The sequence below is a fragment of the Bradyrhizobium sp. CCBAU 65884 genome (assembly GCF_028128835.1).
In the GTDB taxonomy this organism is placed as follows: domain Bacteria; phylum Pseudomonadota; class Alphaproteobacteria; order Rhizobiales; family Xanthobacteraceae; genus Bradyrhizobium; species Bradyrhizobium ottawaense.
Map to the genome: position 1 here is coordinate 16,477 of NZ_LBJU01000088.1, position 22,990 is coordinate 39,466.

Annotated in this window: 20 protein-coding genes; 11 read left to right on the forward strand and 9 right to left on the reverse strand. The window is 64.5% G+C overall.

Annotation, left to right across the window (positions count from 1 at the left end; translation table 11 throughout):
- Positions 1-13 precede the first annotated feature (13 nt).
- Entirely contained in the window at positions 14-1,159 is a 1,146-nt protein-coding gene (tgt, locus tag XI03_RS06070; RefSeq protein ID WP_095424115.1) for a tRNA guanosine(34) transglycosylase Tgt, read from the reverse strand.
- A 180-nt stretch (positions 1,160-1,339) separates the two neighbouring features.
- Between tgt and XI03_RS06075 the strand changes: the two genes are divergently transcribed.
- The 4 genes from XI03_RS06075 (at position 1,340) to XI03_RS06090 (ending at position 5,546) form a co-directional block, all read left to right on the forward strand.
- Positions 1,340-2,548 (forward strand): patatin-like phospholipase family protein, encoded by a 1,209-nt coding sequence (locus XI03_RS06075; RefSeq protein WP_038949129.1) that lies wholly within the window; start codon positions 1,340-1,342, stop codon positions 2,546-2,548.
- A gap of 127 nt (positions 2,549-2,675) precedes the next feature.
- On the forward strand, positions 2,676-3,422 hold the full coding sequence (locus XI03_RS06080; RefSeq protein ID WP_028144517.1) for a TetR/AcrR family transcriptional regulator: 747 nt from the start codon (positions 2,676-2,678) through the stop codon (positions 3,420-3,422).
- A 251-nt stretch (positions 3,423-3,673) separates the two neighbouring features.
- Entirely contained in the window at positions 3,674-4,276 is a 603-nt protein-coding gene (locus XI03_RS06085) for a PepSY domain-containing protein (RefSeq protein WP_028144516.1), read from the forward strand.
- Positions 4,277-4,508: 232 nt separating this feature from the next.
- Entirely contained in the window at positions 4,509-5,546 is a 1,038-nt protein-coding gene (locus tag XI03_RS06090; RefSeq protein ID WP_038970391.1) for an aspartate-semialdehyde dehydrogenase, read from the forward strand.
- Between the two features lie 127 nt (positions 5,547-5,673).
- Here the strand turns inward: XI03_RS06090 and queA are convergent, their stop codons facing one another.
- The 5 genes from queA to coaD form a co-directional block, all read right to left on the reverse strand.
- Positions 5,674-6,747, reverse strand: coding sequence for a tRNA preQ1(34) S-adenosylmethionine ribosyltransferase-isomerase QueA (queA, locus tag XI03_RS06095; RefSeq protein WP_271591612.1), 1,074 nt, complete (start codon positions 6,745-6,747; stop codon positions 5,674-5,676).
- A 144-nt stretch (positions 6,748-6,891) separates the two neighbouring features.
- Complete coding sequence (locus tag XI03_RS06100; protein WP_028144513.1) at positions 6,892-7,356, reverse strand: peptidylprolyl isomerase; 465 nt, start codon at positions 7,354-7,356, stop codon at positions 6,892-6,894.
- Positions 7,353-7,775: a hypothetical protein gene (locus XI03_RS06105; RefSeq protein WP_271591613.1), complete on the reverse strand. Its 423-nt coding sequence runs from the start codon at positions 7,773-7,775 to the stop codon at positions 7,353-7,355. The genes XI03_RS06100 and XI03_RS06105 overlap by 4 nt, the downstream gene beginning before the upstream one ends.
- Positions 7,776-7,784: 9 nt before the next feature.
- A complete protein-coding gene (locus XI03_RS06110) occupies positions 7,785-8,348 on the reverse strand; it encodes a peptidylprolyl isomerase (protein ID WP_028144511.1) in 564 nt (187 codons plus the stop codon).
- A gap of 36 nt (positions 8,349-8,384) precedes the next feature.
- A complete protein-coding gene (coaD, locus tag XI03_RS06115; RefSeq protein ID WP_018317918.1) occupies positions 8,385-8,882 on the reverse strand; it encodes a pantetheine-phosphate adenylyltransferase in 498 nt (165 codons plus the stop codon).
- Between the two features lie 260 nt (positions 8,883-9,142).
- Here coaD and XI03_RS06120 point away from each other — a divergent pair, with 260 nt between their 5' ends.
- The 3 genes from XI03_RS06120 to XI03_RS06130 all read left to right on the forward strand — a co-directional run bounded on the left by XI03_RS06120 (position 9,143) and on the right by XI03_RS06130 (position 12,428).
- Positions 9,143-9,400: a hypothetical protein gene (locus XI03_RS06120; protein ID WP_018317917.1), complete on the forward strand. Its 258-nt coding sequence runs from the start codon at positions 9,143-9,145 to the stop codon at positions 9,398-9,400.
- Positions 9,401-9,578: 178 nt separating this feature from the next.
- The gene (locus XI03_RS06125) at positions 9,579-11,432 is read left to right on the forward strand and encodes a potassium transporter Kup (protein ID WP_271591626.1); all 1,854 of its coding nucleotides are present in this window, start codon (positions 9,579-9,581) and stop codon (positions 11,430-11,432) included.
- A 36-nt stretch (positions 11,433-11,468) separates the two neighbouring features.
- Positions 11,469-12,428, forward strand: coding sequence for a phosphotransferase family protein (locus XI03_RS06130; RefSeq protein ID WP_271591614.1), 960 nt, complete (start codon positions 11,469-11,471; stop codon positions 12,426-12,428).
- 9 nt (positions 12,429-12,437) lie between these two features.
- Here XI03_RS06130 and gyrA read toward each other — a convergent pair whose 3' ends face one another.
- Positions 12,438-15,176, reverse strand: a complete 2,739-nt coding sequence (gyrA, locus tag XI03_RS06135) for a DNA gyrase subunit A (protein WP_028144507.1) — start codon at positions 15,174-15,176, stop codon at positions 12,438-12,440.
- A gap of 357 nt (positions 15,177-15,533) precedes the next feature.
- Entirely contained in the window at positions 15,534-16,028 is a 495-nt protein-coding gene (locus tag XI03_RS06140; RefSeq protein ID WP_271591615.1) for a single-stranded DNA-binding protein, read from the reverse strand.
- Between the two features lie 448 nt (positions 16,029-16,476).
- Here XI03_RS06140 and XI03_RS06145 point away from each other — a divergent pair, with 448 nt between their 5' ends.
- From XI03_RS06145 to uvrA, 4 genes are all read left to right on the forward strand, one after another.
- Positions 16,477-17,226: an outer membrane protein gene (locus tag XI03_RS06145; protein WP_038949133.1), complete on the forward strand. Its 750-nt coding sequence runs from the start codon at positions 16,477-16,479 to the stop codon at positions 17,224-17,226.
- 235 nt (positions 17,227-17,461) lie between these two features.
- A complete protein-coding gene (locus XI03_RS06150; RefSeq protein WP_018317911.1) occupies positions 17,462-18,136 on the forward strand; it encodes an outer membrane protein in 675 nt (224 codons plus the stop codon).
- 223 nt (positions 18,137-18,359) lie between these two features.
- On the forward strand, positions 18,360-19,112 hold the full coding sequence (locus tag XI03_RS06155; RefSeq protein ID WP_271591616.1) for an outer membrane protein: 753 nt from the start codon (positions 18,360-18,362) through the stop codon (positions 19,110-19,112).
- A gap of 284 nt (positions 19,113-19,396) precedes the next feature.
- Complete coding sequence (gene uvrA, locus XI03_RS06160; protein WP_271591617.1) at positions 19,397-22,372, forward strand: excinuclease ABC subunit UvrA; 2,976 nt, start codon at positions 19,397-19,399, stop codon at positions 22,370-22,372.
- Positions 22,373-22,398: 26 nt separating this feature from the next.
- Here the strand turns inward: uvrA and XI03_RS06165 are convergent, their stop codons facing one another.
- The gene (locus XI03_RS06165; RefSeq protein ID WP_028144502.1) at positions 22,399-22,950 is read right to left on the reverse strand and encodes an RNA 2'-phosphotransferase; all 552 of its coding nucleotides are present in this window, start codon (positions 22,948-22,950) and stop codon (positions 22,399-22,401) included.
- Positions 22,951-22,990 lie beyond the last annotated feature (40 nt).

The following is a 22,990-nucleotide window of genomic DNA, read 5'->3' on the forward strand; positions in this document are numbered from 1 at the left end:
TTGGACCGTTGACCTAGCGCGGGGCGATATCGCCCCTCGCCCAGTCCGCGCGCGTACGCTGGTAGAACTCGTCGAACCTTCCCTGCGCGATCGCGTCCCTGATGCCCTGCATCAGGAACTGGTAGTAAGCGATATTGATTTCGGACAGCAGCATCGCGCCCAGCGTCTCGCCCGCCTTGACGAGATGGTGCAGATAGGCGCGCGCGCAGTTGCGCGCCGACGGCCATGAGCTCTCCTCATCCAGCGGACGCGGATCGTCGGCGTGGCGCGCATTGCGCAAATTCACCTGGCCGAAGCGCGTGAAGGCGACACCGTGCCGGCCATTGCGCGTCGGCATCACGCAATCGAACATGTCGATGCCGCGCTTGACGGCTTCGAGGATGTCGTCGGGCGTCCCGACGCCCATCAGATAGCGCGGCCGCTCTTTCGGCAGCAATGGTGCGGTCTCGTCGATCATCGCCAGCATCACCGCCTGCGGCTCGCCGACGGCAAGGCCGCCGATTGCATAGCCGTGGAAACCGGTCGCCACGAGACCTCGCGCGCTCTCGTGGCGAAGCTGCGGGATGTCGCCGCCCTGCACGATGCCGAACAGCATATAGCCGTCGGGGGCGCTCTCGAAGGCGCGCTTGCTTCGCTCGGCCCAGCGCAACGACAATTGCATCGCGCGCTCGATGTCGGCGCGCTCGGCCGGCAGCCGCACGCATTCGTCCATCTGCATGGCGATATCGGAGCCGAGCAAGCGCTGCACCTCGATCGAGCGCTCCGGCGACAGCTCGACCTTGGCACCGTCGATATGCGAGCGGAAGGTGACGGCGTTCTCGGTAACCTTCCGCAGGTCCGACAGCGACATCACCTGGAAACCGCCGGAATCCGTCAGCATCGGCCCGTTCCAGCCGGTGAACCGCTGCAGGCCGCCGAGGCCGGCGATCCGCTCGGCGCTCGGACGCAGCATCAGGTGATAGGTGTTGCCGAGCACGATGTCGGCGCCGGCATCGCGCACCTCGCGCCAGTGCATGCCCTTCATGGCGCCGGCGGTGCCGACCGGCATGAAGGCGGGCGTGCGCACCACGCCGTGAGGCGTGGTCAGGCGCCCGGTCCGCGCGGCGCCATCAGTGCCGAGCAATTCAAAGTGATTGGGAAGATCGTTGTCGGGATTCATGGCGGTGCTTATTGCGTGTCGGAGAAGGCCGATCAACCCGCCACGCGGCAGCCGGCGGGTGCTTCAGACTGGGACACGGTGGATTTTAGCGCCACCGCCCTTGTTAAACAAAACGATACAGTGTAGTTTTATCCTGGGGGCTGGACGAGAATGCCGCGGCAAATCTGCCGGCGGCGGTAAATGCGTGATCGCCAGCCACCGACAATGCCCTTCGCTTCCTGTTCGACTGATGTCGCCGGCCGCCCGCATGACTGGATCAGGCAGACAGGCGGCCGCCTGGCCGGATTTCTGCTCCTGGCGTGCAGCCTGGTGCTCGGCGCCTGCACCTCGCTGCCCCGCACGCCCTATACAGCCGCAGAAGCCAGCACCTCGCGCGTGCTCGAGATCGACGGCCTCAGGCGCTACGCCGACGAGCCCATCACGAAATTCAGCTTCGAGAAGGACACCAGCACCGCGACGAAGTCCTATCTGGCGCTCTCCGGCGGCGGCGCCGACGGCGCCTACGGCGTCGGCGTGCTCAACGGCTGGACCGCGGCCAGAACCCGCCCCACCTTCTCCGTCGTCTCGGGCGTGAGCACGGGCGGCCTGATCGCGCCGTTTGCGTTTCTGGGCTCGCAATACGACGACACGCTGAAGGAGGTCTATACCAGCGGCATCGCCGAGACCCTGTTGAATGATCCCAGCATCATGCGCGTGCTGTTCGGATCCGGCCTGTTCGGCAACACGAGGCTGCGCGAGCTCGTCGCCCGCTATGTCGGGCCGGAGATCATGGCGCAAGTCGCGCGCGAGAATGCCAAGGGCCGGAAGCTTCTGGTGGTGACGACCGATCTCGATACCCAGCGCACCGCGATCTGGGACATGGGCAAGATCGCCGCGGTCGGCACACCCGAGGCGCTCAAACTGTTTCGCGACGTGATGGCGGCCTCCGCCAGCATTCCCCTGGTGTTTCCGCCGATCATGATCGACGCCGAGGGCCAGGGCCGCAAGTTTCAGGAGATGCATGTCGACGGCGGCGTGACCGCGCCGGTGCTGACGCTGCCGGAAGCCCTGCTTTTCCAGGGCAACCGTCTGCCGGGCAACGCGAAGATGGACATCTACATCCTCGTCAACAAGAAGATCGAACGCAATTTCGAGCTGGTCTCCAATGGCACCATCGATGTCGCCTCGCGCAGCCTGTCGGCGATCACCCAGTCGCAGACGCGCTCGATCATCTTCTCGACCTATGATTTCGCCAAACGCAACCGTCTCGGCTTCCACCTCTCCTACATCGCGCGCGAGTATCCGGCGCCGCCGTCGGAAGGCTTCGACACCGGCTATATGCGGGCGCTCTATCAATACGGTTATGACAAGGCCGCTGCCGGTCAGGCCTGGAGCTCGACAGTGCCGTGAGACGGAACGAGGCCCTGCCGAAACCGTTGACGATGCGGCCAATCCGGCCAGATTCGCGATGACGCCTCCGCTCCTGCGCGATATAGAGCGAATGACGACTGTCAGAAACGCGCAGGAATCACTGGGCATGGGATTGACTGCGACCAGGACGAGACCGGCAGGGCCGCGGCGCGAAGTGCCGAAATCCCGCGGCGGCCGGCCGACGAAAACCGCCGCCATCGAGCGCGACCTGCGGCTGATCGAGGTCGCCACCCGCCTGTTCCTGGACCGCGGCTTCGACGCCACCTCGCTGGACGCGGTCGCGGAAGCGGCCCGGGTCAGCAAGCCCACCGTCTATTCCCGCTACGGCGACAAGCGCGGCCTGTTTGCCGCCGTGCTGAGACGCGAGATCGCGCGCTGGCTTGCCCCATTGTCGGCCGCCGCCGAGACGCAGCTCTCCAGCGCCTCCGACATCTCGGTCGAGCAGCGGCTGGTCGAGATTGGGCGCGAGATGCTGACATTCACCTGCGGACCCGACGCTGTCGCCTTCAGCCGCATGATGACGTCACAGGCCATCAACTTCCCCGACGTTGCCAAGCTCGGCAAGGAGGAAGGCTGGATGAAAGCCGTCGCCACCACGGCACGTTTCTTCGACCGTCTGGTGGCGCAAGGCGCGCTCGACATCGAGGACACCACAATTGCCGCCGAGGTGTTTCTCGACGTGGTCGTCGGTCACACCCACCGCATGGCGACGTTCGGGACTGCGCTCGAATTGAAGGCCGCCGAAAAGCGGATGCGCACCGCCATCAAGCTGTTCCTCGCCGGGGCGCTAGGACCTGCCGACCGCGTCCAAAGCACCACCAAAGCCTCGTCGCGGCGACGCCCCCCGCGCTGACAATTCCGTGAGATTGCGCGCTTTCCCCATGGGAAACCGCCCGCGCCGTTGACCAAAATAAAACGATACGGTATGGTTTAGTTATAAGCGATACGGACCGCTTTTTTCACCAGCCCCAAAAGTGGCCCGTACCGCTGAGATCGCCGTGCCGGGTGCAGCCCGGTGCGGCGCTCCGCGGCCGGCCGATGCCCAAGGCCGGCCGCGAATTCTTTACGATCATCCGGCACACTCGCTGGCCGAGGGTTTCGAGCATGACGACAGCCAAACGATGGACCTCGCGATTGCTTGTGATCGCCTTGCCTGCGCTGCTCATCGTCGCGCCTGCGCGGGCGATCGTGACCGCGGGTACGCCGACCGCCCTTCACAGCGACACAGATGGTGATGCCGAGGCCGACCGCCAAGCCGTCAGCCGTGAGATCGAGCGTTTCCGCAGCTCGTCGATCTCGATCAGCCAGGCCATGTCGATCGCCGAAGCCCGGCACGCCGGCGCCACCACGGCGGATGTGAGTTTCGACGGGGCCGCCCGCGTGCCGGTGTATCGGGTGAAGACCCTGCACAACGACCGGATCTGGCGCCACACCATCAATGCCACGACCGGCGAGCTCGTCGGCGGCGAAGCCGCCCTCCCCCTCACTGAGCTCGACCACGAGGATCGCGACAACCTCGCAGCGCTCGGTGCGATCAGGCACCGCCTCGCCGATGCCGTGCGCGTCGCCGAACGCGCCGCCTCGGGCAAGGCGATCAGCGGCGGGCTGGTGCGCGAACGCGGCCGGCTGAACTTTTCGATCGTCGTCGTCAGCGGCGACGACCTCAAGGAGGTCACCCTCGAGCCGCCGGGCGCCAGGGCGAAATAGCGGGAGTCCGGCCCCGGGCATCGACCGGGGTGAAAAGCCATTGACGGGCGCAAAACTCTCCCGCATAAGTCGCCACCATGTTCACGACCACCAAACGCACGACCAAAACCACCACGGCCTCAGGGGCCCGGGGAGGCGTGCGCGCGTAGTCGTCGACTAAAACGCATCAGCTCTACGGCAAGCCCCGCCCTCGTTGGTCCGGGGCTTTTTTGTTGTCTCATTCGCAAATTCAATGGAGGACAAAGTGAGTAACGATCCCGTCGTCGCGATTGTCGGCGTCACCGGTGCGGTGGGCGCCGAATTCATCGCCACCATGGACAAGCGCGGCTTTCGCGTCGGCAAGCTCAAGGCGCTGGCCAGTGCCCGCTCGGCCGGCAAGACGGTGTCGTTCCGCGGCCAGCCGGTCGTGATCGAGGAGCTCAATGAGCGCTCCTTCGAAGGCGTCGATATCGCCCTGTTCTCCGCCGGCGGCAGCATCTCCAAGAAGTATGCGCCGATCGCGGTGAAGTCCGGCGCGGTCGTGGTCGACAATTCCTCCGCCTTCCGCATGGACCCGAACGTGCCGCTGGTGATCCCCGAGATCAACGCGAACCGCATCCGCGACCACAAGGGCATCATTGCCAACCCGAACTGCGCGGCGATCACCGCACTGGTGCCGCTGTGGCCGATCCACCAGAAGAACCGCATCAAGCGCGTGATCATCTCGACCTACCAGGCCGCTTCCGGCGCCGGCGCGGCCGCGATGGAGGAGCTGGTCGAATCCACCCGCGCCAATCTCAACGGGCAGGTCTATACGCCGAAGGTGATGCCGCACCCCTACGCCTTCAATCTCTTCAACCACAACACCGCCGTCGACCCTGACACCGGCTACAACGACGAAGAGACCAAGGTCATCAAGGAGACCCGCAAGATCTTCGAGGACGAGACCATCGCGATCGGCGTCACCTGCGTGCGCGTGCCGGTGCTCCGCGCCCATTGCGAGGCCATCACCTTCGAATGCGAGAAGGAGATCACCGAGGACCAGGTCCGCGCCATCATGGCCCGGGCGCCCGGCGTGAAGGTCGTCGACGATCGCGCCAAGAACTACTTCCCGATGCCGATCGACGCCTCGGGCCAGGACGACGTCCTGGTCGGCCGCATCCGCAAGGATCTCAGCGATCCCTCCGGGCATTCGATCTCGATGTTCGTGGCGGCGGATCAGTTGCTCAAGGGCGCAGCGTTGAATGCGGTTCAGATCGCGGAGCTGTTGCCGCAGCGGGTGATGGCGTAACCGGCGCCGTAGGAACAGGTATCGTAGGGTGGGCAAAGGCGCGCAAGCGCCGTGCCCACCACTCTTACCCCCCTATTCAAGAAAGACGTGGGCACGCTTCGCTTTGCCCACCCTGCAGCGCCGGCGCTTAGCCGCGCGACCTGAAGAGCAAGCACGCATCGCCATACGAATAAAACCGGTACCCGCTCGCAATCGCATGAGCGTACGCCGCCTTCATCGTCTCCAGCCCCGCAAACGCCGACACCAGCATGAACAGCGTCGACTTCGGCAAATGGAAATTCGTCATCAAAATATCGACCGCGCGGAAGCGATAGCCGGGCGTGATGAAGATCGAGGTCTCGGCCGCGAAGGGCTGGATGGTGCCGTCTTCGCGCGCTGCGCTCTCGAGCAAGCGCAATGACGTGGTGCCGACGGCGATGATGCGGCCACCATTTTTCCGCGCGCTATTGAGCCGTTCCGCCGTCTCGGCCGAGATCGTGCCCCACTCGGCATGCATCTTGTGGCCTTCGGTGTCCTCTACCTTCACCGGCAGGAACGTCCCTGCCCCGACATGCAGCGTGACCTGGTTGATGCCGACGCCACGCGCGCGCAGCGCCTGCTCCAGCGCCGGGGTGAAATGCAATCCAGCGGTCGGCGCGGCGACCGCGCCTTCGTTCACGGCGAACATGGTCTGGTAGTCGGCGAGGTCCTGATCGTCGGGCGTGCGCTTGGAGGCGATGTAGGGCGGCAGCGGTGGGCTGCCGAGGTCGGCGATGGCCTGATCCAGCGTCGGGCCGTGGAACGAGAACGACAGCGTCACCTCGCCCTCGAGGCCCTTGGCCTCGACCTCGGCATCGAGATGGCCGAGCAGGCAGACCTTGCCTTCATTGCCGAAGCGGATGCGGTCGCCAGCTGTGAGCTTCTTCGCGGGCTTCACCAGCGCCTGCCAGTGCGAGCCGTCGAGCCGCTTGATCAGGGTCGCCTCGATCTTCGGCTCGGTCTCGCGGCCGATGCGGCGGCCCTTCAATTGCGCCGCGATCACCTTGGTGTCGTTGACGACGAGCTGGTCGCCCGGCTTCAGCCATTGTGCGAGGTCGGCGATGGTCTGGTCGCGCAGCGCGCCGTTCTCCACGACCAGCATCTTCGCGGAGTCGCGCGGGCTCGCCGGGCGCAACGCGATGCGCTCGGCGGGCAGGTCGAAATCGAACAGATCGGTGCGCATGTGGGTGCCGGGCGCGACGGAGCCAGACCCTCATGGTGAGGAGGCGCGTAGCGCCGTCTCGAACCATGAAGGCCGAACTGCAGCAGGGTGGCCTTCATCCTTCGAGACGCGCGTTCCGCGCACCTCAGGATGAGGGGCGAACGCTTACTCAGCGTCCGCGGCCATCCGCGCCTTGACGATCTTGTCGGGGTTCTGCACCGGCTCGCCGCGCTTGATCTTGTCGACGTTCTCCATGCCTTCGGTGACCTTGCCCCACACCGTGTACTGGTTGTCGAGGAAGCGGGCGTCGTCGAAGCAGATGAAGAACTGGCTATCGCCGGAATCCGGGCTCGCGGCGCGCGCCATCGAGGTGGTGCCGCGCACATGCGGCTCCTTGTTGAACTCGGCCTTCAGCTTCTTGCCCGAGCCGCCGGTGCCGGTGCCCTGCGGGCAGCCGGTCTGCGCCATGAAGCCGTCGATCACGCGGTGGAACACGATGCCGTCGTAGAAGCCCTCCCGGACCAGTTCCTTGATGCGCGCGACATGGCCGGGCGCGAGGTCGGGCCGCATCTCGATGGTGACCGGGCCCTGGGTGGTCTCGAGGATCAGGGTGTTTTCGGTGGCGCTCATGCTCGTCTCTCTTGAGTTGGAGGTGAAGTGTTGTCAGGCGTTTTGCGGCTGCGGAACTGGATCGCGAATGGACGTCCCGCGGCGGCGCCGGCCATTGCCTCGGTAAATGGCATCGGCGTGCAGCGTTGCAACGCCTCCATCACCGCGATCCGGTATTGCAGCCGGTCATTGTCGGAGGCCTCCGCGGATTCATAGGAGATCCTCGGATGGCCCAGAATGTCGCCGGATCGGTTAAAGCTCACGACGACGGTGATGTCGAGTGGGCGGGCTTTGGCGGCCGGCGGCGGCTTCCAGCAGGTGCGCAGATGCCTGAAGATATCCTGGATGGTATTGACCTGCCGATCCTCGGCGGCAGCACTGGACACGCCGAGCAACAGCACCACAGCAACCAGCAGGAGCTTGTCGCCACAGCGCGCCATCGCCGTCTCCTATTTGATGTCGGAGGCGACCTGCACCTTCACCATCTTGTCGGGATCGGTCACGGCGCCGCCGGCCGAGCCGGGAGGAGCCTTCTTCAGCTTGTCGACGACGTCCATGCCCTGCACGACCTCGCCGATCACGGTGTACTGGTTATCGAGGCTGCCGCCGTCGGCGAACATGATGAAGAACTGCGAGTTGGCGCTGTCGACGCTGTCGCCGCGCCGGGCCATGCCGACGATGCCGCGGGCGAAATGCACCTTGGAGAATTCCTGCTTCAGGTTCGGATATTTCGAGCCGCCGGTGCCGTTGAAGTTCTGGCCGTCGCCGGTCTGCGCCATGAAGCCGTCCATGACGCGATGGAACGGCACGTTGTTGTAATAGCCCTCGCGCGCGAGCTGCTTGATGCGCTCGGCATGCTGGGGCGCGATATCGGTGCGCAGCTTGATGACGATGCGGCCCTTGGTGGTGTCGATGACGATGGCGTTGGCCTTGTCGAGGTTGGCCGGCAATTGCTGCGCCACCGCCGGCACCGCGAACAGAAGCGCGGCAAGAACTGCGAGAATTCGGATCATGACAACTCCGGATCAGAGAGAAAAGGAAGCGCGCCGTTATGCGGCGAATTTTGCCTTGAGCTGGGCCGCGACCTGCGGCGGGACGAAGGCCGAGACGTCCCCGCCCATGCCGGCGATCTGCCGCACCAAAGTGGCGGTGATCGGGCGAACCATGGGAGAGGCCGGCAGGAAGACCGTGTGCACCTCCGGCGCCATCGCTTCGTTCATGCCGGCGAGCTGCATCTCGTAGTCGAGATCGCTGCCGTCACGCAGGCCCCGAATCATGATCGTCGCACCGTGCTTGCGCGCCGCCGTGACCGACAAATCATCAAACGTCACAGCTTCGAGCACGCAACCAGCCTTGGCGGCCAGCGGCCCGCAGACGTCATGGAGCATCTGCAGCCGCTCCTCGGTCGAGAACAGCGGCTTCTTGCCGGGATGGACCCCGATCGCGACTACGAGCCGGTCGCACAGGGAAACGCTGTGCCGGACCACGTCCAGATGGCCGTTGGTGATGGGGTCGAAGGAACCGGGATAGAAGGCAATGCGCGGCATGGCCCCCTCCTACCGCGCCCGGCCCGGCCCGGCAAGCCGGGCCGGTTCCCCAGCCGTTTCCGGCGAAATATCCCGCCGGCCGTGTCGGCGATGGCCGGTTTGTTTCGTCCTGAGAGCGACCACGAAACAAAGCGGCGCGGACACGAAACCATTTCCCGTGCCGGCGAAGACGTCCGGAAACTGGCCATGGTTACTAATCCGGCCAACGAATGACGGGCCGCACACTGGGCGTAGGCGGCCGCATCACAGGGGACTGTCAAATGATCAAGGCTCTTTCAGCGATCGCTCTGTCTGCGTGTGTCGCCGCCGCCCTTACCCTCCTGCCCGGTTTTGCCCCGAGCGTCGAGGCCAGCGTGCCGCAGCCGCTGGCCAAGAGCGACCGGCTCGATATCCGCGCCATCGGCAAGGACTGCTCGCAGCAGGCCTGGCCGAATTTCGAGGCCTCCTGCCTGCGCAAGGCCGGCACCAAGGCGAATGTCCGCGAGGCTCGCCTCGTGACCGCCAACCGCACCCCGTAGGCTGGCCTGTCAGCTTCACGTCACATAATCCCGATGGAGTTTTGCGACGTCTCGTCGCAGACTGGTTTGCTCGCGCCCGCCGGAATGGCCCGTCGGGCGCGATCCCATCGGGGGGTTGCCATTGTCCAGTACGCCCGCTGTCGCTTCCGGCCACCATCCTGATCCGCTACCGCTTGCCATGACCATGGGCGCCCTCGGGGTGGTCTATGGCGATATCGGTACCAGCCCGCTCTATGCCCTGAAGGAAGCCGCCAAGGCGGCTGCCCATGGCGGCACACTCAGTCACGACGCTGTCCTGGGGATTGCCTCGCTGATCCTCTGGGCCCTGCTGCTGATCATCTCGCTGAAATATGCGCTGCTGATCCTTCGCGCGGACAATCGCGGCGAAGGCGGCATCGTGGCGCTGCTGGCGCTGCTCCATGCCCGCCACGCCGATCCAGGCACATGGCGCGCCCACCTCCTGGTGGTCGGGCTCGTCGGCGCTGCGCTGCTCTATGGCGACGGCGCGATCACGCCGGCCATCTCGGTGCTCTCGGCCATCGAGGGCCTCAAGGTCGACGCCCCCTCGCTTGCGCCGGCCGTGGTACCCGTGACCGTCGCCATCCTGATCGGCCTGTTCATGATGCAGAAGCAGGGCACCGGCTTCATCGGCCGCATCTTCGGGCCGGTGATGCTGGCCTGGTTCGTCGTGCTCGCGGCGCTCGGCATCCACGGCATCGTCAAGGCGCCGGCGGTGCTGGTGGCGCTCAGCCCGCTCTACGCCTTCGACTTCCTGATCCACCAGGATTTCCACATCTCGTTCGGAATTCTCGGCGCGGCCTTTCTCGCGGTGACCGGCGGCGAGGCCATGTATGCCGACATGGGACATTTCGGCCGCCTGCCGATCCGCCTCGCCTGGTTCGCCATCTGCCTGCCCGCGCTGGTGCTGAACTATTTCGGCCAGGCCGCGCTCTTGATCACCGATCCCGCGATGATCGAGAACCCCTTCTTCCAGCTCTGCCCCGACGCCCTGCACTATCTGCTGGTCGCATTCTCGACGGTCGCGACCGTGATCGCCTCGCAGGCGATCATCTCCGGCGTGTTCTCGCTGACCCAGCAGTCGATCCAGCTCGGCTTCCTGCCGCGCATGCTGATCCGTCACACCACGAGCGACGCGATCGGCCAGATCTACGTGCCCCTGGTGAACTGGCTGCTTGCGGCTGCGACGCTCGGGGCGGTCCTGAGCTTCGGCACGTCGGACGCGCTTGCCGGCGCCTACGGCATCGCGGTGTCGCTGCTGATGGCGATCACGACGCTGCTCGCCGCGCTGGTCGCGATCCAGTGGGGCTATTCGCCCTGGCTGGTGGTGGCCGTGAACGGCGCCTTCTTCGTCATCGACCTGATCTTCTTCTCGGCCAACTCGATCAAGCTGTTCGAGGGCGGCTGGTTTCCGCTGCTGCTCGCCGGCCTCGTCGCCTTCCTGATGCTGACCTGGCGCGCCGGCGTGAAGCTGGTCGAGGCCGCGAGGGGCCGGCTGCGGCAGCCCGAGGAAGATCTGATCGAGACCGCCGTGAACAAGTGCAGCGCAAGGCTGCCCGGCACCGCCGTGTTCCTGGCCTCCGCACCGCGCGGCGTGCCGCTCGCGCTCACCCAGTTCGTCAGGCACAACCGCGTGCTGCACGAACGCGTGCTGCTGGTCACCGTGCTGATCGAGGAGCTGCCGCACATCGCGGACGAAGAACGCGGCGAGGTGATCGAGATCATTCCCGGCATCACCCGCGTGATCCTGCATTACGGCTTCATGCAGAACCCGACGATCTATGAAGGCTTGAATCTCGTCTGCCGCCAGAGCAAGCTGCCCGGCATCGACCTCTCCGACATCACCTATTATGTCGGCCGCGAGACCATCATTCCCAGCGAGGACATTCCGGGCATGTGGGTCTGGCGCGAAGGCGTGTTCGCCTTCCTCCAGCGCAACGCCGAACGCTCGGCGGCGTTCTTCGGCGTGCCGACCAAGCAGGTGGTGGAGTTCGGCACGGAGCTGGAGATTTAACCGCCGCTCCGCGGACCTAACCGAAAGCGAGCACCAATGCCCAGCGATGCGCCGTTGCAGCTGAACCCCCGGCTGAAGGTCTCGGTCGATCAGGCGCAATCAATCGTGCGCCAAATCTTTCCACACGCGTCGGTGAACGGCGTCACCGAGTTGCATGGCGGGGAGATCAGCACCGTCATCGAGATCGCATTGGCGGATGCAGCAACGTGCATCCTCAAGGTCTATCCTGAATCGCTGCAGTGGAAGATGGCGAAGGAGGTCTACGTGCTGGGTCTCCTGCGAAACCTTGGCCCGGCCATTCCAAAAATCCTGCTCGCCGATGACACGCGATCGGCAATCGAGCTGAACTATGTGCTCATGACCAAGTTGGAGGGCGTCGTGCTTGGCCGACGCGAGGCAACGCTGTCGGAGACCGAGCTGTTTGCGATCTACGCCGAGATGGGCGCGACGCTGCGCCGAATCAACGACGTCACGCTCGACAGCTTCGGCTATATCGGCCCCAAGGGGGTCTGGACGGCCCATCCGAGCAACCAGGCCTACATGTCGGCGCAGTTCGACCGAAAGCTCAGGGAGTTTTTCACACGCGGCGGCGATCCAGCTTTAGCCGCGCGTCTTCGCGACAGCGTCACGGCACGACAGCATCTGTTCGAGGCAGCAATCACCCCTCGACTGTGCCACTACGATTTCCATGCCGGCAATGTGCTGGTGACGTCGCAGGGGGCACCACGCCTGACGGGCATCGTCGACTTCGAGAACGCGACATCGGGCGATCCGTTGATGGATATCGCGAAGGCGCTGTACTATTTCACGCCGAAGGATGCGCCAAAGCGCGACGGATTGCTCGCCGGCTGTGGTCAGATGGGACGCCCCGACTGGCAGGAGACGCTCGATCTCTATCGGCTGTACTGCACGCTGGAGCTCTGGTGCTGGATGGCACAGATCGGCAAGCGAGAGGCGCTTGCCGATCTCACGAGCGAGCTTGCGAACGGCGTGTAGAACGGGGCATCACGCCCCGTTCCCGTTCTCACCGTTCCCGCTCTCCGCCTCTTCCGTGATGTGCTCGACCGAGACGACATGCTCGTCCTCGGCGGTGTCGAACACGATCACGCCCTGGGTCGAGCGGCCGGCGATGCGGATGCCTTCGACCGGGCAGCGGATCAGCTGGCCCTTGTCGGTGACCAGCATGATCTGATCGGCATCCTCCACCGGGAAGGACGCGACCAGATTGCCGTTGCGGTTGTTGACGCTCATGGCGACGATGCCTTTGCCGCCGCGGCCGGTGGTGCGGTACTCGTAGGACAATGTCCGCTTGCCATAGCCGTTGACGGAGACGGTCAGCACGACCTGCTCCTGCGCCGACATCTCGGCGTAACGTTCCTGCGCGAGCTGGAAGCTGCCGGAGGTCTCCTCGGCCTCGGCGTCCACGGCGGCGTCTTCGGCCGCAGCTTCGCCGGCGACGGCGCGGCGCATCTTCAGGTAGGCCGAACGCTCGTCCGAGGTGGTCTCGACATGGCGCAGGATCGCCAGCGAGATCACCTTGTCGCCTTCGCCGAGCGCGATTCCGCGCACGCCCATCGAGGTGCGCCCGGTGAACACGCGCACATCGGGGACCGGGAAGCGGATGCACTGGCCGCCGGCGGCGGTCAGCAGCACGTCGTCGCGCTCGGTACAGATCTGCACGTCGACGATCGACTCGCCATCGTCGAGCTTCATGGCGATGATGCCGGAGCGGCGGACGTCGACGAAGTCCGACAGCTTGTTGCGCCGGACATTGCCGCCCGTGGTGGCGAACATCACGTCGAGGTTGCCCCAGGTGGATTCATCCTCCGGCAGCGGCATGATGGTGGTGATGCGCTCGCCCTGCTCCAGCGGCAGGATGTTGATCAGCGCCTTGCCGCGCGCGTTCGGCGCGGCCATCGGCAGACGCCAGACCTTCTCCTTGTAGACCTGGCCACGCGAGGAGAAGAACAGCACCGGCGTGTGCGTGGAGGCCACGAACAGGCGGCTAACGAAATCCTCGTCGCGGGTCTGCATGCCGGCGCGGCCCTTGCCGCCGCGGCGCTGCGCCCGGTAGGCCGACAGCGGCACGCGCTTGACGTAGCCGGCATGGGACACCGTGACGACCATGTCCTCGCGCTGGATCAGGTCCTCGTCCTCGACCTCGCCTTCCTGCTCGATGATGACGGTGCGCCGCGGTGTGGCGAACTCGGCCTTCACCTCGGCAAGCTCGGTCTTGATGATGCCCAGCACGCGCTCGCGCGAGCGCAGGATGTCGAGATAATCGGCGATCTCGCCGGCGAGCTTGTCGAGCTCGTCGCGGATTTCGTCGCGGCCGAGTGCGGTGAGGCGCTGCAGGCGCAGATCGAGAATGGCCCTGGCCTGCTCCATCGACAGCCGGATCGTGCCGTCCGCGCTGATGCGGTGACGGGGATCGTCGATCAGGGTCAGCATGTCCTCGACATCCCGGGCCGGCCAGTCGCGCGACATCAGGGTGTCGCGCGCGGTGGTCGGGTCCGGCGAGGTCCGGATCACGCGGATCATCTCGTCGATATTGGCCACCGCGATCGCGAGACCAACCAAAATATGGGCGCGATCGCGCGCCTTGGCGAGCAGGTACTTGGTGCGACGCGTGACGACCCGCTCACGGAAGTCGACGAAGATCGCGAGCAGGTCCTTCAGATGCATGATCCGAGGACGGCCGCTGTCGAGCGCCACCATGTTGACGCCGAAGCTGGTTTGCAGCGGCGTGAAACGGTACAGCTGGTTCAGCACCACATCCGGCACGGCGTCGCGTTTCAATTCGATGACGACGCGGTAACCGTCGCGGTCCGATTCATCGCGGAGGTCACCGATGCCCTCGATCTTCTTTTCCTTGACCAGTTCGGCGATGCGCTCGACCATCGTCGCCTTGTTCACCTGGTAGGGGATCTCGGTGATGATGATCGCCTCGCGCTCCTTGCGGATGGTCTCGATCGCGACCTTGCCGCGCATGACGACCGAGCCGCGGCCGAGGTGATAGGCGGCGCGAATGCCCGCGCGTCCGAGAATGACGCCGCCGGTCGGGAAATCCGGTCCCGGCACGATGTTGATGAGCTCGTCGATGGTGAGCGCGGGGTTGTCGATCAGCGCGACGCAGGCGTCGATGACCTCGCCGAGATTGTGCGGCGGGATATTGGTGGCCATGCCGACCGCGATGCCGCCGGCGCCGTTGACGAGAAGGTTCGGGAACTTGGCCGGCAAGACCGACGGTTCGGTCTCGTTGTTGTCGTAGTTCGGCTGGAAATCGACGGTGTCCTTGTCGATGTCGGCCAGCAGGGCCAGCGCGGCCTTGGTCAGGCGCGCTTCGGTGTAACGATAGGCGGCCGGGGGATCGCCGTCGACCGAGCCGAAATTGCCCTGGCCGTCGATCAGCGGCACGCGCATCGAGAAGTCCTGCGCCATGCGGACCATGGCGTCGTAGATCGACTGGTCGCCGTGCGGGTGGTACTTACCGATGACGTCACCGACCACGCGGGCGGATTTGACGTACTTCTTGTCGGGCGTGTGCCCCTGCTCGTTCATCGAGAACAGGATGCGGCGGTGCACCGGCTTCAGACCGTCCCGGGCATCAGGCAGCGCCCGCGCCACGATCACGCTCATGGCGTAGTCGAGATAGGACTTCTTCATCTCCTCGAAGATGGAGACGGGGCGAATATCCGAGGGTTGCGCCGGCTGGTCGCCGGGCTTGTCGTCGTCGTCAGCCAAGGGGAAATCCGGTGAGGTTTTAGCTGGGAATCATATAGCGCATCGAGACCCTGATAACCACCCTCGCAGGCTTCAGGGAAGCGCTTTTTCCGCTTATTTTTCCAACAACTTACGGCCTTACGGAGAGCGTCTCGGAGGGACCCGGAACAGGCCTTCCGAAATCACCTCCGGGACCTCGTCAATCGCGCGGCCGGCGCGCGCCATCGACGCGATTGCGCTGGCGCAATCCGAGTTCAACCCAAACATGAAGCGGGCCCGGAAATCCCGAGCCCTTTCTGCCGATTAGTAAGGTTTGCTGACACGAAATGGGAAGGCGCCGCTCAGCCGGCCTGCGCCCCCTCATCGTCCGGTCCCTGCTCAGAACGGGATGTCGTCGTCCATGTCGCTGTTGCGGCCACCGCCGCCGGCGGCCACGGGACGGCGCGGTGCGCTGCTGACGGGTCCGGAGGAGCCGAAATCGCCGCCCGGCTCGTCGCCGAAGCCGCCGCCTCCGCCGCCGCCACGGCCGTCGAGCATCGTGAGCGTCGAGTTGAAGCCCTGGAGCACGACCTCCGTCGAGTATTTCTCGACGCCGCTCTGGTCGGTCCATTTGCGGGTCTGCAGCGCGCCCTCGATGTAAACCTTCGCGCCCTTCTTCAGGTACTGCTCGGCGACCTTGCAGAGCCCTTCATTGAAAATCACGACCCGATGCCACTCGGTCTTTTCCTTGCGCTCGCCGCTGTTCTTGTCGCGCCAGGTCTCGGAGGTCGCGATGCTCAGATTCGCGATCGGCCGCCCGTCCTGGGTGCGGCGGATTTCAGGATCCTTGCCGAGATTTCCAACCAGAATGACCTTGTTGACGCTTCCCGCCATCGCCGCTCTCCACTCCGAATGCCACTGAATTTCCTAAGGCCGAGCGCACTGCCCGCGTTCCTCTGCGCCCTGTTAGGGCGACCCTATACGCTTGCAGGGGCTGCTCAGCCCGTCACCCCCAAGGTTATCCCCACATATAGCACCGACCGGCGGTCTGTTCCAGATTTGTTCCTGCAGAAATCGCCACCAAATGTGGAGACGGGATGGCGTCTAAATGGCGCTGTGATGGCAATTGGGATGGAACCAAATCGGGTTCCCGTGAACGGCAAAAATCACTTAACATTCATTAAGTTAGAGGTAGGTCGATTACACCCAACTGTTGCACTCCGGGCACGGACTCTGCCGCAGAATCGAGCTATCGTCGTGCTTGGAATTGATGCAATGGGCCTCGCGCCTGATAGTCCGCCTTGGGGAACTCAGAGAGGCGGACACGACTGGGGAGATTACAGTGAAGAAGATTTTGATTGGCTTTGCCGGCGCGGTTGCGCTGACCCTCTCGGCTCCGGCCGGTGCTGCCGACCTTGCAGCCCGTCCCTATACAAAGGCGCCGATCGCGCCCCCCGCTCCGATCTATACCTGGACCGGTTTCTACATTGGTGTGCAGGGCGGTGGTGCCTGGGGCCGCAGCGACGAAACCTTCTTTGGCGGTCCGAATACGGCGATCTTTGCTGGAAGTCAGAACTACGACACCACCGGCGGCTTTGTCGGTGGCGTAGTCGGCTACAACTGGCAGGCGGCCAATTGGGTGTTCGGCATCGAGGGCGACTATCATTGGGCTGACATCAACGGACGTTCTGCCGAGATCAATGCCGGCCTCGGCGACACCTATTTCACGAGAATCCGCGGCTTCGGCGACATCAAGGGCCGTCTCGGCTACTCGACCGGCCCCGCTCTCTTGTTCGTCAGCGGCGGCGCTGCGGTCGGCGACATTCAGCATCGCTACGATGGCATCCCCGGAAACGTCTTCATCCAGAACAACACCCGCTGGGGTTGGACCGTCGGCGCCGGCGCGGAATACATGTTCGCTCCGAACTGGTCGGCCAAGGTCGAATACAACTACATCGATTTCGGCAAGAGCACGATTCAGTACAGCCCCGTCGTGACCAACCGCTCCGAGTGGACCGATACCGTTCACACGGTCAAGGCAGGTGTGAACTATCACTTCAACTGGGGTGCGCCGGTCGCCGCGCGCTACTGATATCCATCTGATATCATTGACGTCTAAGGCCGGCCTCGCGCCGGCCTTTTTCGTTTGGCGCAACATGAACGGGAGGCAATAAGTCAGTAACCATCACCTTTTCGACCGCTGTGGCTTTTCGGAGACACAACTTGCGGCTTTGGTGGTGTAAGTACGGCGTCAGTTGGGCCGTTGAGTCCGCTGCCCTTCCGATCAGGAAGGCAACAACAGAAACTGGGACTGGGATTAGTTGAAAATGAAGAAGGTTTTGTTGGCTTCGGCCTGTTTGTTCGCTCTCGCTGCGCCCGCCTCGGCGGCCGACCTCGCAGCCCGCCCCTACACCAAGGCTCCGATCGCTCCGGCGGCGGCCGTCTACAACTGGACCGGCTTCTACCTCGGTATCGTCGGTGGCGGCGCCTGGGAGAACGCTTCCGGCGACCCGAAGATGAAGGGTGGCTTCGTCGGCGGCACCGCCGGCTACAACTGGCAGGCCGGCAACGTCGTGTTCGGCATCGAGGCCGATGGTTCCTGGGCTGACGTCAGCGCCTCGGCGACCGCTCTCGGCATCACCGTGTCGTCCAAGACCGACGCGCTCGGCACCGTCCGCGGCCGCATCGGCTGGGCCGTCAACAACGTGCTGTTCTACGGCACCGGTGGTTACGCCTGGATCGACAACAAGGTCAGCGTCAGCGCGCTCGGCGTGACCGTCTCCGACAGCAAGTTCCACTCGGGCTGGACCGTCGGCGCCGGCGTCGAGGCGTTCTTCGCTCCGCAGTGGTCGGTCAAGGGCGAGTACCTCTATCGCAGCCTCGGCGGCGAGACCTACTTCTCCGGTCTCGGCGCTCCGGTCACCACCGGCACGCTCAACTTCCACACCGTGCAGGTCGGCGTGAACTACCACTTCGGCGCCCCGGTGGTTGCCAAGTACTAAGCTACACTTCAACGCCTCGCGTTACGAAAGGCCGGCCTCGCGCCGGCCTTTCTGTTTTTGCGCGCCACAACCGGCTCGCTCGCGTTTTCGGAGAGATGTGGCGCCCGGGTGACACAACCTTTGGCTTTAATGGTGTAAAGCAGTGACATTAGTCGGGTCATAGGTCCGCTGGCTCTTCCGCTTTCCGGAAGGTCAGAAAGAGAAACGGAACTGGGGAATGGATATGAAGAAGCTTTTGCTGGCTTCGGCCGGTTTGTTCGCACTCAGCGCGTTGGCACCGGCCTCGGCGGCCGATTTGGCGGCCCGCCCCTACACCAAGGCTCCGGTCGCGCCGATCGCGATGTACAATTGGAGCGGTTTCTACATCGGTATCAACGGCGGCGGCGCCTCGAGCCGCAATTGCTGGGATCTCAACGCTGTCCTCGGCGCGGCAATACCCGTCGTCTCCGAAGGCTGTCACAGCGCTACGGGCGGAGTCGTCGGTGGTCAGGTTGGCTATCGTTGGCAGTCGGCCAACTGGGTCTTCGGCCTCGAAGCTCAAGGCGACTGGGCTAATCTGAAGGGGTCGAATGCGAGCGGACCCCTCGCATTCGCGCCGATCGTCAATCAGACCCGAATCGATGCGATCGGCCTTTTCACCGGTCAGGTCGGTTATGCCTGGAACAACGTGCTCTGGTACGTGAAGGGCGGCGCCGCGGTTACCCATGCCAAATACGATGGCCTTCTGGGCGGCGTGGTCTTCGACAGCGCGAGCGAGACGCGCTGGGGCGGCGCAGTCGGCACCGGCCTCGAATTCGGGTTCGCCCCGAATTGGTCTGTTGCCGTCGAGTACAACCATCTGTTCATGGGCGGCCGCAACGTCGGGTTCACGGTCCTCGGCGTCAACGACCGTACTGACCGGATCAAGCAGGACGTCGACATGGGCACCGTCCGCCTCAACTACACTTTCGGCGGCCCCGTGGTCGCCCGGTATTGATCTGAAGTCCTGATCGCTACCGACTCCCATCGTCACGAAAGGCCGGCCTTGCGCCGGCCTTTTTGTTTTCGCGGCACTTGCCGCGCAGTTCCGCACAGCAACTGCTGCCAGATGCCGCCAGCGCGCCAACATTCCGTTGACGATTCGCAAGTCCCACTGGAAATCCGTCTCCGTTCTTCCTACGTTCGCTGACAACCCCATCGGCGCCGATCCCGGTTCCGGGCGAGCGCGCCTTTTTTATTGGCGCGGTCGCGCACCCATGGGATTCCTTGAGGGCAACTCGGATGGATGAAGTGATCAAGGCGAAGCGCCAACAGCAGAACGCGGGCTCCAGCCTGCGCGCAATTACGATCCGTGGCGCGCGCGAGCACAACCTCAAGAACATCGACGTCGAGATTCCCCGCGACAAGCTGGTGGTGTTCACCGGCCTCTCCGGCTCCGGCAAATCCTCGCTCGCTTTCGACACCATCTACGCCGAGGGCCAGCGCCGCTACGTCGAATCGCTGTCGGCCTATGCGCGCCAGTTCCTCGAGATGATGCAGAAGCCTGACGTCGACCAGATCGACGGCCTGTCGCCGGCGATCTCGATCGAGCAGAAGACGACGTCGAAGAACCCGCGCTCCACCGTCGGCACCGTCACCGAGATCTACGACTACATGCGGCTCTTGTGGGCGCGCGTCGGCGTGCCCTATTCGCCGGCCACGGGCCTGCCGATCGAAAGCCAGACCGTCTCGCAGATGGTCGACCGCGTGCTGGCGCTGCCCGAGAGCACCCGCCTGTATCTGCTCGCCCCCGTCGTGCGCGGTCGCAAGGGCGAGTACCGCAAGGAGCTCGCCGAATGGCTCAAGAAGGGCTTTCAGCGCGTCAAGATCGACGGCACCTTCCATGAGCTCGCCGAAGCGCCTGTTCTCGACAAGAAATTCCCGCACGACATCGACGTCGTGGTCGATCGTATCGTGGTGCGCGCCGACATCGGCCAGCGCCTCGCCGAGAGCTTTGAGACCGCGCTGAAGCTCGCCGAAGGCCTCGCCGTCGTCGAATTCGCCGACGCGCCGGCGGCGGCTCCCGCCGAGGAAAAGAAGAAGACCGCCAAGATCCACGACAAGAGCGGACCCGAGCGCATCCTGTTCTCGGAAAAGTTCGCCTGCCCGGTCTCCGGCTTCACCATTCCCGAGGTCGAGCCGCGCCTGTTCTCGTTCAACAACCCCTACGGCGCGTGTCCGGCCTGCGGCGGCCTCGGCGTCGAGCAGCATGTCGACGAAGACCTCGTCATCCCCGACAAGGAGCTCGCGATCGGCAAGGGCGCGATTGCGCCCTGGGCCAAATCGTCGTCGCCCTATTACGTGCAGACGCTGACTGCGCTCGGCAAGCACTACAAGTTCACGCTGACCACCAAGTGGAAGGACCTGGCCAAGAAGACGCAGAACGCCATCCTCCACGGCTCCGGCGAGGACGAGATCAAGTTCTCCTACGAGGACGGGGTGCGCTCCTACGACACCAAGAAGCCGTTCGAGGGCGTCATCACCAACATCAACCGCCGCTATCGGGAAACCGAGAGCGAGTGGGCGCGCGAGGAGCTGGCGAAGTATTTCCACGACGTGCCCTGCGAGGGCTGCAAGGGCTTTCGGCTCAAGCCCGAGGCGCTCTGCGTCAAGATCGGCGGCAAGCATATCGGCGAGATTTCCGAGCTGTCGGTGAAGGGCGCCGGCGCATGGTTCGAGACCGTGCCCGAGGCGCTCAACGCGCAGCAGAACGAGATCGCCGGCCGCATCCTGAAGGAGATCCGCGAGCGTCTCACCTTCCTGCTCGACGTCGGCCTCAACTACCTCACGCTATCCCGCTCCTCCGGCACGCTGTCCGGCGGCGAGAGCCAGCGCATCCGCCTGGCCTCGCAGATCGGCTCGGGCCTGACGGGCGTGCTCTACGTGCTGGACGAGCCCTCGATCGGCCTGCACCAGCGCGACAACGCGCGCCTGCTCGACACCCTCAAGCGGCTGCGCGACCTCGGCAACACCGTGATCGTGGTCGAGCATGACGAGGACGCCATCCTGCTCGCCGACCACGTGCTCGACATCGGCCCCGGCGCCGGCATGCATGGCGGCAACATCATTGCCGAAGGCACGCCCGCCGAGATCATGCGCAACCCGAAATCGCTCACCGGCAAGTACCTGACCGGCGAGCTCGAGGTCGAGGTGCCGGAGCGGCGGCCGCCGAACCATCGCCGCACCATCAAGGTGGTCAACGCGCGCGGCAACAATCTCAAGAACGTCACCGCCGAAATTCCGCTCGGCCTGTTCACCGCCGTCACCGGCGTGTCCGGCGGCGGCAAGTCGACGCTGCTGATCGACACGCTCTACAAGTCCATCGCCCGCAAGCTGAACAATGCCAGCGAGGGCGCGGCCCCGCACGACCGCATCGAGGGCCTCGAGCACATCGACAAGATCATCGACATCGACCAGTCGCCGATCGGCCGCACCCCGCGCTCCAACCCCGCGACCTACACCGGCGCCTTCACGCCGATCCGCGAATGGTTCGCCGGCCTGCCCGAATCCAAGGCGCGCGGCTACGAGCCCGGCCGCTTCTCCTTCAACGTCAAGGGCGGCCGCTGCGAGGCCTGCCAGGGCGACGGCGTCATCAAGATCGAGATGCACTTCCTGCCCGACGTCTACGTCACCTGCGACGTCTGCAAGGGCAAGCGCTACAACCGCGAAACGCTGGAGGTGTTATTCAAGGGGAAGAGCATCGCCGACGTCCTCGACATGACCGTCGAGGAAGCCGCTGAGTTCTTCAAGGCGGTGCCGCGCGTGCGCGAGACTTTTCAGACCCTGCATCGCGTCGGGCTCGATTACATCCACGTGGGCCAGCAGGCTACCACGCTATCGGGCGGTGAAGCCCAGCGCGTCAAGCTCGCCAAGGAGCTGTCGAAGCGCGCCACCGGCCGCACGCTCTACATCCTGGACGAGCCCACCACCGGCCTGCACTTCCACGACGTCAAGAAGCTGCTGGAGGTGCTGCACGAGCTGGTCGCGCAGGGCAATACGGTCGTCGTCATCGAGCACAACCTCGAAGTCATCAAGACCGCCGACTGGGTCATCGACCTCGGCCCCGAAGGCGGCGACGGCGGCGGCGAGATCGTCGCCTGGGGCCCGCCGGAGGACATCGCCAAGGCGCCGCGGAGCTACACCGGCAAATTCCTGGAGCCGGTGCTGAAGAAGGCACGGAAGCCGAAGCGAAGGAGCACGAGCGAGGCGGCGGAGTAGCAGCCTGTCCGCGGCTTCCCATTATGTCATTTGCTCGTCGCCGGGGCCAAGAACTCCGGCGGCACTGTATCGGTCAGCCAGACCCCATTGTCGGCGCGATAGAACTTGAAACCGCGCGCATACATGCCGCCGGCATCGACCTTGAAGATGTGGGGCTTGCCATGGCGCTGCCCCACTTGCCGCGCGGTCTCCTCATCGGAGGACAGGTGCACTTGTTGGCGCGCCTGCGGTTTCAAGCCCTCCGCGAGGATCGCTTCGACAAATCGCGTCGCCGTCCCGTGGTAGAGGACTGAGGGCGGTTCTTGGGGTGGCAAGCCGAGCTCCACCGATACAGAGTGCCCTTGGGCGGCCCGGATCTTCAGTCCGTCGGCTGATAGCGAAAATCGCTTCTTGTCGCTGCTTGCGACGACGCCGAGCAGGTCAGCTCGGTCAAACATCGTCCCTGTTGCATTGGCTTTCTCAAGCAATTCGTCAATATTGACCCAGCCCTCGGCACTGAGCGTCAAGCCGATCTCATCGGGCTTGTGTCTCAGCACGAAGCTCAAGAACTTGCTAAGTTGAATCTGATCGACCGGCATCTTTGTCTTCCTGCTTCCGTCTTGTACATCCGGCCACTTA

Coding starts and splice junctions, on each gene's coding strand:
- tgt (WP_095424115.1), bottom strand. CDS start 1,159: ATGAATCCCGACAACGATCTTCCCAATCACTTTGAATTGCTCGGCACT.
- XI03_RS06075 (WP_038949129.1), top strand. CDS start 1,340: ATGCGTGATCGCCAGCCACCGACAATGCCCTTCGCTTCCTGTTCGACT.
- XI03_RS06080 (WP_028144517.1), top strand. CDS start 2,676: ATGGGATTGACTGCGACCAGGACGAGACCGGCAGGGCCGCGGCGCGAA.
- XI03_RS06085 (WP_028144516.1), top strand. CDS start 3,674: ATGACGACAGCCAAACGATGGACCTCGCGATTGCTTGTGATCGCCTTG.
- XI03_RS06090 (WP_038970391.1), top strand. CDS start 4,509: ATGGAGGACAAAGTGAGTAACGATCCCGTCGTCGCGATTGTCGGCGTC.
- queA (WP_271591612.1), bottom strand. CDS start 6,747: ATGCGCACCGATCTGTTCGATTTCGACCTGCCCGCCGAGCGCATCGCG.
- XI03_RS06100 (WP_028144513.1), bottom strand. CDS start 7,356: ATGAGCGCCACCGAAAACACCCTGATCCTCGAGACCACCCAGGGCCCG.
- XI03_RS06105 (WP_271591613.1), bottom strand. CDS start 7,775: ATGGCGCGCTGTGGCGACAAGCTCCTGCTGGTTGCTGTGGTGCTGTTG.
- XI03_RS06110 (WP_028144511.1), bottom strand. CDS start 8,348: ATGATCCGAATTCTCGCAGTTCTTGCCGCGCTTCTGTTCGCGGTGCCG.
- coaD (WP_018317918.1), bottom strand. CDS start 8,882: ATGCCGCGCATTGCCTTCTATCCCGGTTCCTTCGACCCCATCACCAAC.
- XI03_RS06120 (WP_018317917.1), top strand. CDS start 9,143: ATGATCAAGGCTCTTTCAGCGATCGCTCTGTCTGCGTGTGTCGCCGCC.
- XI03_RS06125 (WP_271591626.1), top strand. CDS start 9,579: ATGACCATGGGCGCCCTCGGGGTGGTCTATGGCGATATCGGTACCAGC.
- XI03_RS06130 (WP_271591614.1), top strand. CDS start 11,469: ATGCCCAGCGATGCGCCGTTGCAGCTGAACCCCCGGCTGAAGGTCTCG.
- XI03_RS06140 (WP_271591615.1), bottom strand. CDS start 16,028: ATGGCGGGAAGCGTCAACAAGGTCATTCTGGTTGGAAATCTCGGCAAG.
- XI03_RS06150 (WP_018317911.1), top strand. CDS start 17,462: ATGAAGAAGGTTTTGTTGGCTTCGGCCTGTTTGTTCGCTCTCGCTGCG.
- XI03_RS06155 (WP_271591616.1), top strand. CDS start 18,360: ATGAAGAAGCTTTTGCTGGCTTCGGCCGGTTTGTTCGCACTCAGCGCG.
- uvrA (WP_271591617.1), top strand. CDS start 19,397: ATGGATGAAGTGATCAAGGCGAAGCGCCAACAGCAGAACGCGGGCTCC.
- XI03_RS06165 (WP_028144502.1), bottom strand. CDS start 22,950: ATGCCGGTCGATCAGATTCAACTTAGCAAGTTCTTGAGCTTCGTGCTG.